Source organism: Pseudomonas sp. PME37.24/025 (assembly GCF_055556615.1).
On the sequence record NZ_JBVHNK010000001.1, the window covers coordinates 160408 to 175792 of the forward strand.

A 15385-nucleotide genomic window follows, 5' to 3' on the forward strand; every position below is an offset into this window, starting at 1 on the left:
CTCAAGCCCTGAACAAGCGCCCCAACCCGCGTAGCCACGAACCACGCCAGCACAGCAGCAGCGTCACGACCATGCCGCAAGGCACCAGCGCCATAAACCAAAAGACCGTGCCCATGGCGACACCCAGAACGGCCAGGCTCAACACCAACCCCAGGGTCAACGCCAGTAGCGCGGCCCAGCGCAACGCTCGGGGTCCGGGGAACGGTTCACCCGCCATGACCTTGCGCCAATGAACGATCTGACTCAGCGCCAGCGTGCTGAGCCCCACACCCTGCAAGATCAACACCATCAGGCTCGACAATCCATCAGCCATTCTTCACCTCACCGAGCGCAACCACTACGCCAGCGCGACTGCGCAAACGCCAGCCAATACTTGCCGCGAGCAGCGCCACCGCTAACAGCGCCAGGTCCACCCCCGCCACTGCCGTGAAGCCTTGATTGATGGCTTGCCATGGATGATCGCCGGTGCTCCAGGCATTGGAGATCACCGCCAGCACTGCCAACACACTGATCGCCAGACAGTGCGCAGCCCACGGCGCGCGCCGTTGCGGCGAGCGCCAGACAGCCTGCGCGGCATGCGCGGTCGCCAACAGCCAGGCCCCGTAGAACACCTGAATTTCCCAATCGGCTCGCGCGCTCAGTTCGACTGGCAGCCAGCGATTGGCGACGAGCATGGCCAAGGTGGCCAGCGGCATCCCGGTGATCAGTGCGCTGGTAAACAGCGTCATCGACGCCACGCCCCACTGCCCATTGGCGCTTTGCAGGCGGCGCTTCTCCAGCCAGTACAGCAGACCGCTGCCCAGCATCACGCAACCACTCAAACCGGCGAGAAAATACAAGGCGCGCAACCATGGCTGCTGAAAGTGTGTGACATGCAAACCCGCCAGAAACTTGAACGTCCCGGCGGCGGCAGGCAATCGAGATTCGTGCAGCAGGCTGGCGCTGGCACCGTCGAAATACAAGGTCTGCTCATCCTTGCTTAGACGGTCACCGGCAGAGCGACTGATCTCAACATAGGCATTGACGTCCCCCGGGTGCCAGACCCTGACGAACGTAGGCTCGCCGTTACCCCAGTGCAATCGGGCTTGCGCCATCATCTGATCGAGCGACGCCAGAAGCCCCGGTGTGCCTGAAGCTTCCCGGCGATACGCCGCGCTGGCTTCGGCACCGAACTGATCGGCCTGCTGCGAATACACCGCCAGGACGCTGGCAGGCAAATACAGCGGGAACAGAATCAGCAAGCCGGTCAGCATGATGACGAAATGAAAAGGCAGGGCGAAAACCCCCGTGAGGTTGTGAAGGTCCAGTAAGCGCCTTGGCGATTTGTCGACGCGCAAGGTAAACAGATCCTGAAGCAGTCGGGCATGGATGCAAACGCCGACAATCAACGCCATCAAACCCAACATGGCCGCCAGACCGAGCAAGCGGGCACCGGCGCTCCAGGTGGTTATGTTCAAGGTGTAATGCAGTCGATAGAAAAAATCACCGCCGCGACTGCCGGCTTCAGGCAAGACCTGATCACCCGTCGGAGCGAGAAATCGACTGTAGCCATCGCCCTCAAGGGTCCAGGCTTGAAAACGCAACAGCGGTCGACGCGCATCGGGCAATTCGACGTACCACTGCATGAGCGGTTTGCCCTCGCTCAAGCTCGCGACATGAGGAACCACGCGCCGGTCCAGGGATATCGGCACATCGACAGGCACCAGGCGGGTTTGCGGCAGCATCCAGCTGTCCAGCTCTCGGTCATACACCGCCAGGCTGCCCATGAAAAAGGCAATCAGTAACAGTCCTGAAAAACCGACACCGATGAACCGGTGCAGCCACAGCATGGACTGACGAACACTGTCGAACATCAGGTTCCTCCCACCAGATAATGAACCATCCCGAGCAACAGCATCGATGCGCCAGCCACCAGCACGCCATTGCGCCTTGCGCGTCGAGCGCAGAATAACCAGAGCACCAACAACGGGTAGATCACAAAACCCGCCATCGTGCTGACCAGCACCGCTTCACTTCGCTGCAGGCCCAGCTGCAACAGACTCAGCCCTGACAGGGTCGTCAGTGCCCAGATGAACAGATAGCCGATCAACAACGCCAGCACCAGCCACATCGCTCGCTGTCGATCCAGCGGCTTTTTGTTCTGTTTTACAGATCGATGCCTCACTCACCCTCCTTGACCACTCATGCAGCTACCCGTTAACGACAAAAGCCCGGCATACCGAAGTATGCCGGGCTTGTTTCAGGCCGTCCCGATCAGAACTTGGCGCGCAATGTCATGGACACAGCCCGAGGGTCACCATAGATGTTCCCGTCCTGGAAGGTGTTGATACGCTGGAAATACTTCTTGTCGGCCAGGTTGGTACCGAGCAGGTCGGCCGACAGGTTCGGCGTGATCTGATAACCGATACCGGCATCGTACAAGGCATAGCCGCCCTGACGCAGTTTGGTGCCGTTCATATCAAGCTGGGGCACGTCCAGCTTGTTGAAGGTTTCGCTGACGACACTGACGCCGCCCTGCACGCTCCATTTTTCCAGCTCGCCTGGCAATTTGTAGAGCGTCCAGACGCGCAACATGTTTTTCGGCAGGTAAGTCTGCAACTGTTCGTTAGGGCTGTCATAGCGCTTGTAGGTGTGGGTGAAGTTGGCGGTCAGGAACCAGTCCGGCGTCAACTGCCCACTTAGCTCAGCTTCGAAGCCACGGGTTCTGGCCTTGCCGCTGGCGACACTTGCCCGGGAGTTCGGGTCGTTCATGTCCGGAACCGCACGGTTTTTTTCTTCGATCTGGAACGCCGCCAGCGACGCGTTCAAGGCACCGTCGAGGAATTCACCCTTGATGCCCAGCTCGTACTGCTCGCCTTCGCGCGGCTTGATGATCCCGTTGTTGATGTCCAGGTTGCTGATGGGCTGCGGCTGGAACACCCCGGCGTAGTTGCCGTACAGCGAGTAGGTGTCGTTGAGTTCATAGATCAGGCCATAAAACGGCGTGAATTTTTGCGAAACGCTATCACCAACCTTTTCCGACGGCGAACCTGCAGTGGGTTGATGCTGGCTGCGGTGCATATCGAGCCAGGTCACCCGCCCGCCAAGCACCAGCGTCAATGGGTCCGCAAGGCTCAGGCGCACGTTGCCATAGACCGCTTTGGAGCGGGTGTTGGCCACGCTGGTCGGCAGTTTGTCCGAATCAGGGAACGCGGGATAAGGGAAGTCCGCCTGCGGGTCGTTGAGGTCGACATCGCCGAGGAAGTCGGAGAAGTAACCACCGTTCGAAGCAAACTCGGAGCGCGAATAGTTGGCGCCTACCAACAGTTTGTGCTCACGACCGAGGAAGTTGAACGGCCCGTCGAGGTACAGGTCCGCCTCGTCCTGCTTTTCCCGATAATCGAACATGATCGAGTTCATCGATACCAGGTTATCGGCAGGGTCGATCCCTCCACCATTGCGGGCATAAGCCTGGGTCAGGTCATAGTTGTTGTCGGCGTGACGCAAGGCCAGTTTGGTTTTCCAGCCGTCACCCAACTGGTGCTCGACTTCGGTGAACACCGCAGTGCTCCAGAAGTAATCGCGGTTCCAGTCCGCGCCGTAGAAATTCTTGCGCGAAACATCCGGCAGCGACATGGCGGCTTCACCGGCAGCATTGGTGTAGCGATAGGCTGGCAGGGAGCGCTGGGCGCCTTGGATATCGGTATTCTGGTTGCTTGCACCGATGGTCCAGACGGTGTCTGGCGTCAGGTCAATGTCGACGACGCCATAGATCTGGTTCGACTCGCGTTTACCGCCACCGTCGTAGTAGAAACCTTGCTTGCGATCGCTGAGCACAAGGCGTCCACGCACGTTGCCGCTGTCGGTCAACGGGCCGGTGACGTCGACCATGCCCCGATAGTCGTCCCAGGAGCCGGCACTGATTTCAGCCGATACCGCCGCCTCGGCCAATGGGCGTTTGCGCACCAGGTTGATACTGCCGCCGGGGCCGCCGGCGCCTGTCAGGCTGCCGGACGGTCCCTTGAGCACTTCGACGCGGTCATACATCGTCAGATCAGGTGAAAGGAAAATCCGGTTGTCCATGGTGGTCGGCGTGCCGTCCAGCTGCAACGAGGTGATCTCGAAGCCACGGGAGAAAAAACTCAAGCGGCTGGCGTCGATACGCTGCACGGTGACACCGCCGACCTTGCCCAGGGCATCCTCGAGGGTATACAGGTTCTGCTTCTGGATGCGTTCCTGACCGATCACGTTGATGGTCTGCGGCACTTCGCGAAGACGCAACGGTACTTTGGTCCCCACCGACACGGTGGGCGCTTCGGTCTGCATACCCACAATCGACTGCTCGGGCAGCGTCATGGTGCTCGTTGTTTCGGTTGGCGCCTGCCCGGCTTCGTTCTCTTGCGCCCATGCCGACGGCGTGAGCAACATGCCCCCGCTCACTATCGGCACCAACAGCAGATTCCCCATCTTGGCCGTTGGCCGACCTTTACCCCGTTGTTGCATGCCGCTCGCTCCTATGTGTGGCCCCTTCAGGGCCATCATTTTTTTAATTTGTTGTGGTGCAAAACCACTGCTCGCCAAGAAACAATGCAGAGAAAACCGTTCAAACAGGAATGCAATGCTCCTGCTCGGAAAGCTGTCCGATATCTGTCCCGGCATGATCGAACGGATAGAGCTGACCGCCATCGCATTTGAGGACCCGATCGGCGATGGAGAAGTAACGATCGTCATGACTGATCGCGATGATGGTTTTCCCCTGAGCCTTCAGTTCAGGCAGCAGCTCTTGATAGAAAAACCCACGGAAACCGGGATCCTGGTCAGCGGCCCACTCATCAAGCAAAAGGATCGGCCGCTCCTCCACCAACGCCACCAGCAGCGCCAGCCGCTTGCGCTGTCCTTGGGACAAGCGAGTGGTGGAAAGGCCACCTTGTTCATCGATCGTGACCTTGCATTCCATGCGTAAACGCTCAAGCCATGCCTGGGCCAGGGTCATGTCGAAGTCGCCGTTCGGACCGACCAGCCGCTCGAACAGATAGAAGCTGGAAAACACCGTGGAGAAATGTGCCCGGTACCAGTCCCGCAACTCAGGGGTGATTTCCACGCCTTGCAGACGCAGGGTCCCGGTGCTGGGCTCATACAGCCCGGTCAATAATTTGGCCAGGGTCGACTTGCCGCTGCCATTGCCCCCGACGATGAACAGGATCTCGCCCTTCGCGACACTCAGGTCCACAGGGCCCAGACGGAATCCGTACTCGTCGGCAGCATGGGGATAGTCATAGCCCAGCCCCTGCAGTTCGAGCATCGGCTGCCGGACATCCGGCTGACCGGTCCGGGTCGAAAATTCGGTACGGTAATCGGCAAAGGACAGGGTCTCGATCTTGGCCAGCGAGACATTGCCCGCCACCAGGGTCGGCAGGCTGCCGATCAGGTCGTTCAGGGGCATGCGCAAAAACATCAGCACCAGAACAAACGCGGCGATGATGCCATTGCTCAGACCCAACCAGGCCCCGGCAGCGAACAAGCCGCCCGCCAGTGCAAGGATCAGGGTCACCGTCCAGTTCAGGCTCAAGGTCCAGTAACGATCGGCGTGCACCTCATTGCGCCGGGCATATTCCGCAGCAGGCTGCAGATCCAGTGAATAGAAACGCTCCTTGCGCCGGGCATTGAGTGCCAGTTCGAAGCGCCCCTCGATCGCGCCCTGATAGGCGGCGTACAAGCGGTCGTCGGTTTCCCGTACGCGCTTCATCAACTGGCGCATCTTGGTGAACCAGCCATGGGCCAACCAGGTTCCCAGGCTCAAGCCGACGACGCAGATCAGCAACAGCTGCCAGGACAGCCAGGCCATGTACAGGCAACCGCCGAGCATCAGGACGGTGTTGTAGAACACGAACGGCAGGCGGTTGAAGGCCTGGCCGATGCTTTCGATGTCCTTGCTCAAGGTCGCATACAGACTGGCTTCGCCGATTTTCTCCAGCTGTTCGATGGAGGTGTCCAGCAAGCGCTTGACCATTTGCAAGCGCAACTCGTAAACCACTCGATGGCCCAGCGCGGTCAACAAGGCCTGAGAACCGAAACCGCAGGCAAACAGCAGCACCAGTAAACCAAGAAACTGTGCGGCCAGCAGCGTGTTCATGATGGCAGTGCCTGAAATCAGGCGATTGATCTCATTGAGCAGTCCAATGCCGGCAGCGGCGCTGACAAGGCTGGCCAGCAGGCCCAGACTCAACAACGTACGGTGACGCTTGAGCAGAGATAAGAACAGGGTCATGCAAATTCCTCGCAGGCAGCACTCGCGTGCGGCGGATCGAATGGTTTATTCGAAGGCCAGCAACAGATTTTCAATAGCGGTCAGTTCATCAACCTCAGGTTTACCGCAGGCTTGCTCGATCAACGCGGCCATATCACTGAGCACCGGGTGAGCGAACAACTGCGCAAGTGCGATTTCACAACCAAACTGGTGCCTGATCCGAGCCTGAATCCTGACCAGTTGCAGCGATTGGGCGCCCAATCGGAACAGATCGGCATCAGATGCGATGGGCCAGACCCCGAGCACTTCTTTCCAGATCTCGGCGAGGCTGGTCTGCCACGGCCCTACCGGTTCCTCGCCCGGCTCCCCGGCACTCCAGAGCGGCTCCGGCAGCGCCTTGCGATCGACCTTGCCGTTGGCATTGAGTGGCAGCTTCGCCAAAACGACAAACGCTCCCGGGACCATGTAGGCCGGTAGCCGTTCACGCAGTCGCTGCCCAACGGCAGCGCTGTCCACCTCGGTGATTTCACCGCACAGATACGCCACCAGAACATCCTGATGGCCGGGGCCGCATCGCAACACCACCACCGCCTGAGCCACGCCAGGCAACGCGGACAATGCCGCCTCGATCTCACCTGGCTCGATGCGAAAGCCGCGCAGCTTGACCTGAAAATCGCTGCGCCCCAGGAACTCCAGGCTACCGTCACTGCGATAACGCGCACGATCACCCGTCCTGTACAACCGACTGCCTGCCTGGACGCCCGGTGCATGAGGCTGTACGAATGGATTGGGAACGAAGGACGCGGCGGTCAACTCAGGCCGATCGGCATACCCTCGGGCGACACCACTGCCGCCGATGTACAGATCACCGGCAACGCCAACCGGCTGGGGCTCAAGAAACTCATCCAGGACATACAGGCGATTGTTGGCCAAGGGCTGGCCGATGGGGATGACAGCACTGTCCACCTGCTCTACCGCATGCACCGCCGACCACACTGTGGTTTCCGTGGGCCCGTAGACATTCAGCAGCCTGACCTGGCGCGCCAGCAGGCGTTCGGCCAGTTCTGACCCCAGTGCTTCGCCGCCGCAGAGCACTCGCAGCCCTTTCCAGACGGGTGAGTCGTGATCGACCAGCATTTGCCAGGTGGCAGGTGTCGCCTGCATGACACTGATGGCGTGACGCTCGAGCAAGTCGATCAATGCCCGTGGGTCCAGGCTGGCTTCACGACTGGCCAATACCACCGTCGCGCCCTGAATCAGCGGCAGGAACAGTTCCAGCCCGGCGATATCGAAGCCCAGGGTAGTCACCGCAAGGAGCCGATCGGTGTCGGTCAGTTGCACATGTTCCTGGATGCCCAGCAGGAAATTGATAAACGCCTGGCGTTCAATGTCGACGCCCTTGGGTCGTCCTGTAGAGCCGGAGGTATAAAGGGTATAGGCCAGTTGTCGTGGATGAGTGGCCAGCGCCAGGTTGGTATCGGGCAACGCCGGCAATGCATCGGCCAGCGTTTCGAGGGTGACCACCCGCGCGGCGGAACCGACGACGCCCCGCAGAGCCTCACGGGTCAGCACCAGGCCCGGTCGGGCTTGCTCGATGATATCGGCATTGCGTGCAGCTGGTTGTCCGGGGTCGATCGGCAGATAGGCGCCGCCGCTTTTCTGAATGGCAAGCAACGTCACGAGCAAATCAGCTTCGCGATCCAGGCAAACGCCTACCCGCTGATCCCCGACAACACCGGCCGCCATGAGCCAATGGGCCAGTCGATTGGCACGGGCGTTGAGCGCTGCGTAGCTCAACTGTTGCTCGCCGCTGATCAACGCGCAGCGATCAGGATTTGCACTGACCTGTCGCTCGAACAAGCCCAGCATGTCCTGATTCGGTAACAGAGTTCGCTCAGTCTGGTTCCAGGTATCCAGCTGCTGCAAGCGCTGAACCTCATCAAGCATCGGCAGATGCCAGACCGGCACGTCAGGTTGGGTCAACAACCCGTTAAGCAACTGACGATAACATCCGGCGAGACGCTCGGCGGTGGCAGGCGAGAACAGGTCCAGGTTGTATTCCAGCTCGCAATACACACCGTCTGGTCGAACCGCTACGTCCAGGGTGAGATCGAATTTGGCGCTGTCTTGCGTCGGCAATACACGTTCGACCTCAAGCCCGGGTAACGCAAGGTTGACTGCCGACCCCGTACTCAAGTTGAACATCGCCTGGAACACCGGTGTGCGGCTGACGTCACGCTCGATCGCGAGATTCTCGAGCAACAACTCAAACGGCAGTTCGGCGTGCTGCAGTGCAGACAGCGACTCACCGCGCAAACGATGGCATAGCGCACGGCCTGTCAGTTGCGGGTCCAGCTGAACGCGATAAACCAGTGTATTGACGAAAAAGCCCAGCAACTCTTCCAGCTCTTCACGGCTGCGCCCGCCGTGGGGAACGCCCACGGCAAATGTCTGTTGGCCGCTATAGCGCGCCAACAGCAGCTGCCAGGCCGCCAGGAGGATGACAAAAGGGGTCGATGCGTAATCGCGACAGAACGCGTGGATCCGGGCGGACTGTACATCGTCCAGTGCGAACCGCAGCCGTTGTCCGCGCTGACTTTGCTGCGCGGGGCGCAGAAAATCGGTGGGCAACTCCAACACCGGTACCGACGCGCCGAGATAGTTTTTCCAGTACTCAAGATCAGCCTGCACCACGTCAGTGTGCAAGCGACGACGCTGCCAAACCGCGTAGTCCACATATTGCACGGGCAATGGGGGCAGCGTCGGGGCTTCACCTCGGATGGCTTGGCTGTACGCCGTCGCCAGATCGCGCACGAGAATCGGATTGGACCAGGCGTCAGTCACGATGTGATGCATTTTCAAGAGAAGAGCGTGGCTGAATTCGTCATAGCGAATCAGCTTGACCTCGAGCAGGGGCGCCTGGGAAAGAATAAACGCCGACTGATCCTCAATCGCCAGCAACGACGCCAGATGCTCATGCCGTGAGGCGCGATCGACTCCAGGCACCTCACGCTCTTGCATGACGAACACCACATCATCCAGCAGCTCTTGCCGAGGCTCGCCATCGACTTCGATAAATCGTGTGCGCAATACCCCATGTCGCTTGATCAGCGCCTCGAATGCCAGACGCAATGCCGAGACGTTCAAGGTACCCGTGAACAGAAAAGCGCGGGACAGGTTGTAAGCCGTGGCATTCGGTTCCAGGCGTTGCAGGAACCAGAGACGCTGCTGAGCGAAGGAAAGGACTTGCGGCCCACCACCTGACTGCCTTTGGAGGCTGTCTGGCAGCTGTAATTCGTCATCCTGGAGCAAGGCAAGCAAAGCATCATCAAAGTCTTTCATCGGCGCTTCTATATCCTTATACGGTCCGACCGGCACAAAGGGGAATGAATACTAGGTGCCAATGATAATTAATGTCAATTGCAGTGAAAGGTTTTCATGCTCATTTGCAGCTCAGATCACTAAACCCTGCTGACAGATCTTCAGACAAAGCTTGTAAATAGGTCCCGATAGGCTCCGGGTCGTTTGCGGACTCTTCCGGATAACCACGCCCGGGAATAGCTTTCCGCCTGCCAATGATGAGAGAGGGAAGCAGCTCTTCGGGCAGGTGACAGATGGCGCCCTACTTCAGCACAATTCCAGAAACACGATGTTCAACTTTGCGTACCACTTTCAATGCTGAACAACTGCTTCATAGGCGTTTTCCGTGGCCAGGCGCCTGGCATTACGCTCCAGCTGCCGATGGACACGCGGATCGATGCCCCTGGCGACCAGTGCCCGCGCAACATCACGCAGAGCACGAGCATCTCCTAAGCTAATTTCAGGGTAGGTACCGAGAGAAATACGGGGTTGCTTATCCGCCCAGGAAAAGCGGAAGTGCCAGCACTTGGCGCCTTTCGTATTCACGAAAAGGGCGAGGCCGTTGTAGTCAGGGAGGGTGTAGTCCTTGGCTCCGGGCTTGGCGTGTCGGACCGCGGTCTTGGTGAAAGCCATCGCACACGCCACGAGAAAACCGATCGGCCGAGCACCGGATTGATGTACTGGAAAATGTGCCCATTGGGGCTGGATCTGAGTGTTTTCAGGGGGGGGCGCGGCAAAAGTCAAAGAAAGACTTTTCTTTAGGCGAAAAAAAATGGACCTCTTTTCAGAGATCCATTTTTAATGCTTGGAGCGGGAAACGAGACTCGAACTCGCGACCCCGACCTTGGCAAGGTCGTGCTCTACCAACTGAGCTATTCCCGCGTCTTGGTGAGGCGCATTCTATAGAATCCTGATGCCCCGTCAACCCCTTGATTCAAAAAAGTTTTATTTCTTTTCCACGTCCGTCTTCAGATGCGGCCAGGCAGCCCGTAAGTATTGGACCATGGACCACAACGTCAGGCCAGCAGACACCAGCAGCAAGGCGTAACCCATCAGGACCCAGAAGGTGAAGTCCGAAGGGTTGGCCAGCAGGATCACCAGCGCCAGCATTTGCGCGGCGGTTTTCCATTTGCCCAGGTTTGACACCGCTACATGGGCGCGGGCACCAAGTTCGGCCATCCACTCGCGCAGTGCCGAGACGACAATTTCGCGACCGATGATAACGGCGGCCGGCAGCGTGAGCCACAGGTTGCCATGCTCTTGCACCAGCAGAACCAGCGCAACGGCGACCATCAGCTTGTCCGCAACAGGATCGAGGAAGGCCCCGAACGGTGTGCTTTGTTCCAGACGACGGGCCAGATACCCATCGAGCCAGTCGGTCGCGGCGGCAAATGCGAAGACCGAGGCGGACGCCAAATAGCTCCAGTGGTAAGGCAAGTAAAACAGCAAAATGAAGATCGGGATGAGCAGGACGCGTAGAACGGTAATCAGATTAGGGATATTCATCGGCACAACTGGCTACGAGGTGAGTTGGGCATTCTACTCGCTGTGCAGATTTGCATAAATCAACTCTGCGAGCTTTTTGCTGATTCCGGGTGCTTTGGCGATCTCTTCGATGCTGGCACGAGACAGCTCCTGCAATCCACCAAAATGTTTCAACAAATCGCGTCGACGTGTCGGTCCGACGCCGGCAACGCCCTCAAGCGTAGACGTACGGCGAGTTTTTCCACGACGTGCGCGGTGCCCGGTAATGGCGAAACGGTGGGCTTCGTCGCGGATCTGCTGGATCAAATGCAGCGCGGGAGAATCGCCGCGCAAGGTGAATTCATGGGCCGCGTCGTTGAGGTACAGGGTTTCGAAACCGGCCTTGCGCGTCGCGCCCTTGGCCACACCCAAGAGAATCAGGTCGGGCACGGCCAGTTCATTAAGCACGTCACGCGCCATGGACAGCTGACCTTTACCGCCGTCGACCAGCAGAATATCCGGCAACTTGCCCTCGCCGTCCTTCAATTTGCTGAAGCGTCGGGTCAGGGCCTGGTGCATCGCGGCATAGTCATCGCCCGGGGTGACGCCTTCAATGTTATAGCGGCGGTAGTCGGATTTGATCGGGCCTTCCGGGCCAAACACCACACAGGACGCTACAGTGGCCTCGCCGCTGGAATGGCTGATGTCGTAGCACTCGAGACGTTGCGGCGGTTCGTCCAGTTTCAGCACTTCGGCCAAGGCATCGAAACGTGCCGCAACGTGTTGTCGGTTAGCCAGACGTGCGCCCAGCGCTTGCTCGGCATTGGTGACCGCCAATTGCTGCCAGCGCGCTCGGGTGCCGCGTACTCGATGGCTGATGGTCAATTCACGACCGCGCAGCTCTTCGATGGCTGCGATCAGGGTCGGAAAGTCTTCGTGAACCACGTTGACGATCAGCTCGCTCGGCAAGTCGCGCTCGGGACTGCTGATGAAGTATTGGCCGAGAAACGCTGCCATGACTTCGGAAACGTCTTCCTCAATACCCACCTGTGGAAAGAAGTTCTTGCTCCCCAACACCCGGCCACCGCGCACACTGATCAAGTGTACGCAGGCGCCACCTGGATTGACGAACGCCGCAATCACATCGACATCGCCCGTCCCGCCTTCCATGCTCTGCTGGTCCTGGACCCGACGTAGCAATGAGATCTGGTCACGCAGCTCGGCGGCGCGCTCGAACTCAAGGTTGACCGCCGCCTCCTCCATGGCCGCAGACAACTCGTCCGCCAGGGCGTTGCTGCGCCCTTCAAGAAACATCACCGAGTGGCGTACATCTTCGGCATACACCTCGGGCTCCACCAACCCCACACACGGCGCCTTGCAGCGCTTGATCTGGTATTGCAGACAAGGTCGCGCGCGGTTCTTGTAAAAGCTGTCTTCACACTGACGAACAAAAAAAGCCTTTTGCAATAGACTCAGGCTTTCGCGAATCGCACCGGCGCTGGGATAAGGACCGAAATATTTGCCCTTGGCCTTTTTCGCGCCGCGATGGATGCTCAAGCGTGGGAACTGGCCATCCGAGAGAAAGACGTAAGGGTAGGATTTGTCGTCGCGCAGCAGGATGTTGTACGGCGGACGCCATTCCTTGATCAGCGTCTGCTCAAGCAGCAAGGCCTCGGTTTCGTTGGCCGTGATGGTGGTCTCGACCTGGGCGATACGGCCAACCAGCGCAGCGGTCTTGGGGGCAAGACCGGCTTTGCGGAAGTAACTCGCCAAACGCTTCTTGAGATTTTTGGCTTTGCCGACATAAAGCAGGCGCGCATCGCTGTCGAACATGCGATAGACGCCCGGCCGCCCACTGACCGTTGACAGAAAAGCACTTGGATCGAAGATTTCAGTCATTTTCAGAGGCTGGCATCAACCATGCCGTGACGAACCGCCAGCAGCGTCAACTCGACATCGCTGCTGATCGAAAGCTTCTCGAAAATACGGTAACGGTAGGTATTCACTGTTTTTGGCGACAGGCACAGTTTGTCGGAAATGATCTGCACCTTCTGACAGCCGACAATCATCAACGCAATCTGGATTTCCCGCTCCGACAAGGCGTCGAAGGGCGAATCATTGGTTGGCTGGAACGACTTGATCGCCAGTTGCTGGGCAATCTGCGGGCTGATATAGCGTTGCCCGGCAAACACCAGGCGAATGGCCTGGACCATTTCCGGCAATCCGGCACCCTTGGTCAGGTAACCCGCGGCACCTGCCTGTAACAGTCGGGTAGGAAACGGATCTTCTTCGCACACGGTGACCGCGACGACTTTGATGTCTGGATGACTGCGCAATAATTTGCGCGTGGCTTCAAGACCGCCGATCCCGGGCATCTTGACGTCCATCAGCACCACATCAGGTTTCAACTCACGCGCTTTAAGCAGGGATTCCTCCCCTGACTCAGCCTGGCCGACTACTTGCAGGCCATCGATGTCAGCCAGCATTCGTGTAATGCCTGTACGAACGAGATCATGGTCATCGACTACTAGCACCCTAATCAAGCAGACACCTCGCGATTTGGTCTTATTGGGTTGTCGGACACCTTAGCAAAAAGCAACTGGCAGACCTAGCGGCAAGCCGCATATAAAAAGTATCAATTCATCTGGCAAGGCTTGCCACCTGTGTGTTTCAGCGATGCAGTTCATTGATATCACGCTGCATTCTCAGGAAACACTCGTCTTTACCGACCACCTTCAGGCCCTTTCTCTCGTAGAGCACTTTCGCCGGGTTATTTTCAAAAACGGTCAGACGCAATGCCGGGCGTCGTTCCCTGCACGCCATGGCGAATACCTGATCGATCGTCCAGGAACCGGCGCCCTGCCCCTGGTACGCTTCAAGTAAATGCAATTCGCGGATATACAAGGCCCTGGCGTCACGGCTCAGGCTGACATACCCCATCAACGTGTCATCACGCACAATCAGCCAGTTTTCGCGCCCCTCCCAGGCGACATCAAAGGCCTCGTCCAGCCACAACAGCTCATGTTGAATGTAGTAGCGAAGCATATTTCGACAAGTCAGGTCACGAGCAAAGTCCAGGTCCCGAGGTGTTGCCGGACGCAATTCGAAACCCATTCAAGCCTCCGCCACAGCGACGATTTGCCCTTTCCAGCCATCAGCATTGCGACGAGCAACGACCATAAGGTTCCCGGTACCCGGCGCCGCCACAATCAACGTCCCGTCTGCCGCCCAGATTGCACTGCGCCCTGCCGACTCCCAGCCACCCGTTGCGCCACCATGGTTGGCCATCAGAACCGCCATCGAGAGGGTGCAAGCATAGCCTTGCAACAGTACGGTATCTGGAGCGTAGCCGTTTTCTGTGATCAACACGCCCGCAGCGTAAAGATCAGCGCCCTGCCGTGCCGCGGCTGCCGCGTGACTGGCGTGAGAAAAATCGGCGCATACCGCTAGCGCGACGGTGTCGCTACCGATTTTTAATATCGAACCGCCCGCTCCCGGGGCAAATGCCACTTCCTCGCCCGGGTGCAGATGCTGCTTGCTATAAACCCCAAGCGAACCATCGGCACCCAATACCAGAGCACCGATCAATACCGGCGAATCGTCCGACAGACGAATCGGCATCCCAACGACACTGGTTACACCGACTTCCCGCGCGAAGTCGCGCAGCGGTTGCAGCACCCCGGCGTCTGGCGCTATGGCCAGCTCCGCTGCCAAGCCGCGTTCGTACCCGGTCAGCGACAGTTCCGGAAACACCAGCAATTGCACGCCCTGCTCCGCAGCAACCTGCATGAAGCGCCGATGCCAGGCCATATTGGCGGCAAGATCACCGGCGATGGAGATCGATTGAGCGGCGGCAATGGTCAGTGTCGTCATGGTTCATCCTTGTGACGTTGTGGTAGTTGGGCGCAGCGCAAAGTGTGTCACAACCCCCGACGTACTCAAGCGATAGAAAAGCCCATGATCATCGATAGCATTTTCTGATTGAATCCGCGTACCGGCCTCTAGTAAGCTCGGCGCATTCATCGGAGACAGACCATGCTCAACGCCCTCTCACAGCTTCGTACCGCCAGCGCCCCGCGCTCGGTTGCGGCTGCCCGGGCGAATGACGTTTGTGCTTCGGTCAGCTTTTATTTTGGGTATTGGTTTAGCCACTGGCGCGCCTGATACCCACACGGCGCCTACTTTAAACGGGTCGCCACCAGAGAATTCTCAACCCCCGGTCGGCTCCCCGACCGGGGGTTTTGTTTTTTCAGCCCTGAACATTTTTAGCGTCAACCAGACAATTTGAGGATTCACGACATGAACTACGCCACTTATTACCGTTACGACAGTTTT

The 15385-nt window shown here is 58.6% G+C and carries 12 protein-coding genes and 1 tRNA gene; all 13 read right to left on the minus strand.

Translation table 11 applies throughout. From position 1 onward, the window contains the following. Position 1: 1 nt before the first annotated feature. Positions 2–313 (minus strand): DUF3325 family protein, encoded by a 312-nt coding sequence (locus ACZ3HH_RS00585; RefSeq protein WP_465802148.1) that lies wholly within the window; start codon positions 311–313, stop codon positions 2–4. Next, a complete protein-coding gene (locus ACZ3HH_RS00590; protein ID WP_465802149.1) occupies positions 306–1853 on the minus strand; it encodes a PepSY-associated TM helix domain-containing protein in 1548 nt (515 codons plus the stop codon). Before ACZ3HH_RS00590 ends, ACZ3HH_RS00585 begins: the two co-directional genes overlap by 8 nt. Continuing rightward, on the minus strand, positions 1853–2164 hold the full coding sequence (locus tag ACZ3HH_RS00595; RefSeq protein ID WP_465802150.1) for a hypothetical protein: 312 nt from the start codon (positions 2162–2164) through the stop codon (positions 1853–1855). The genes ACZ3HH_RS00590 and ACZ3HH_RS00595 overlap by 1 nt, the downstream gene beginning before the upstream one ends. Positions 2165–2253: 89 nt before the next feature. Further along, positions 2254–4482: a TonB-dependent siderophore receptor gene (locus ACZ3HH_RS00600; protein ID WP_465802151.1), complete on the minus strand. Its 2229-nt coding sequence runs from the start codon at positions 4480–4482 to the stop codon at positions 2254–2256. Positions 4483–4582: 100 nt separating this feature from the next. Next, positions 4583–6247, minus strand: a complete 1665-nt coding sequence (locus tag ACZ3HH_RS00605; protein ID WP_465802152.1) for a cyclic peptide export ABC transporter — start codon at positions 6245–6247, stop codon at positions 4583–4585. A 45-nt stretch (positions 6248–6292) separates the two neighbouring features. Continuing rightward, positions 6293–9568: a non-ribosomal peptide synthetase gene (locus tag ACZ3HH_RS00610; RefSeq protein WP_465802153.1), complete on the minus strand. Its 3276-nt coding sequence runs from the start codon at positions 9566–9568 to the stop codon at positions 6293–6295. 330 nt (positions 9569–9898) lie between these two features. Next, a complete protein-coding gene (locus ACZ3HH_RS00615; protein WP_465802155.1) occupies positions 9899–10219 on the minus strand; it encodes an Arm DNA-binding domain-containing protein in 321 nt (106 codons plus the stop codon). A gap of 173 nt (positions 10220–10392) precedes the next feature. Beyond that, positions 10393–10468: transfer RNA gene (locus ACZ3HH_RS00620), tRNA-Gly, on the minus strand. 63 nt (positions 10469–10531) lie between these two features. Next, a complete protein-coding gene (pgsA, locus tag ACZ3HH_RS00625; RefSeq protein WP_052964322.1) occupies positions 10532–11092 on the minus strand; it encodes a CDP-diacylglycerol--glycerol-3-phosphate 3-phosphatidyltransferase in 561 nt (186 codons plus the stop codon). Between the two features lie 33 nt (positions 11093–11125). Continuing rightward, positions 11126–12949, minus strand: a complete 1824-nt coding sequence (gene uvrC, locus ACZ3HH_RS00630; protein ID WP_008066868.1) for an excinuclease ABC subunit UvrC — start codon at positions 12947–12949, stop codon at positions 11126–11128. 2 nt (positions 12950–12951) lie between these two features. Continuing rightward, positions 12952–13593 carry a response regulator transcription factor GacA gene (gene gacA / locus ACZ3HH_RS00635; RefSeq protein WP_008015884.1) on the minus strand — a complete coding sequence of 214 codons (642 nt, stop codon included), beginning with the start codon at positions 13591–13593 and terminating at the stop codon, positions 12952–12954. A gap of 127 nt (positions 13594–13720) precedes the next feature. Further along, a complete protein-coding gene (locus ACZ3HH_RS00640) occupies positions 13721–14164 on the minus strand; it encodes a GNAT family N-acetyltransferase (RefSeq protein WP_465802159.1) in 444 nt (147 codons plus the stop codon). After that, positions 14165–14923 (minus strand): carbon-nitrogen hydrolase family protein, encoded by a 759-nt coding sequence (locus ACZ3HH_RS00645; protein WP_465802160.1) that lies wholly within the window; start codon positions 14921–14923, stop codon positions 14165–14167. Between the last annotated feature and the right edge of the window lie 462 nt (positions 14924–15385).

What these genes read in the sequence shown, in the direction of transcription:
- ACZ3HH_RS00615 (WP_465802155.1), bottom strand. Translation starts at nt 10,219, where the DNA reads ATGGCTTTCACCAAGACCGCGGTCCGACACGCCAAGCCCGGAGCCAAG.
- uvrC (WP_008066868.1), bottom strand. Translation starts at nt 12,949, where the DNA reads ATGACTGAAATCTTCGATCCAAGTGCTTTTCTGTCAACGGTCAGTGGG.
- ACZ3HH_RS00585 (WP_465802148.1), bottom strand. Translation starts at nt 313, where the DNA reads ATGGCTGATGGATTGTCGAGCCTGATGGTGTTGATCTTGCAGGGTGTG.
- ACZ3HH_RS00610 (WP_465802153.1), bottom strand. Translation starts at nt 9,568, where the DNA reads ATGAAAGACTTTGATGATGCTTTGCTTGCCTTGCTCCAGGATGACGAA.
- ACZ3HH_RS00640 (WP_465802159.1), bottom strand. Translation starts at nt 14,164, where the DNA reads ATGGGTTTCGAATTGCGTCCGGCAACACCTCGGGACCTGGACTTTGCT.
- ACZ3HH_RS00605 (WP_465802152.1), bottom strand. Translation starts at nt 6,247, where the DNA reads ATGACCCTGTTCTTATCTCTGCTCAAGCGTCACCGTACGTTGTTGAGT.
- pgsA (WP_052964322.1), bottom strand. Translation starts at nt 11,092, where the DNA reads ATGAATATCCCTAATCTGATTACCGTTCTACGCGTCCTGCTCATCCCG.
- ACZ3HH_RS00645 (WP_465802160.1), bottom strand. Translation starts at nt 14,923, where the DNA reads ATGACGACACTGACCATTGCCGCCGCTCAATCGATCTCCATCGCCGGT.
- ACZ3HH_RS00600 (WP_465802151.1), bottom strand. Translation starts at nt 4,482, where the DNA reads ATGCAACAACGGGGTAAAGGTCGGCCAACGGCCAAGATGGGGAATCTG.
- ACZ3HH_RS00590 (WP_465802149.1), bottom strand. Translation starts at nt 1,853, where the DNA reads ATGTTCGACAGTGTTCGTCAGTCCATGCTGTGGCTGCACCGGTTCATC.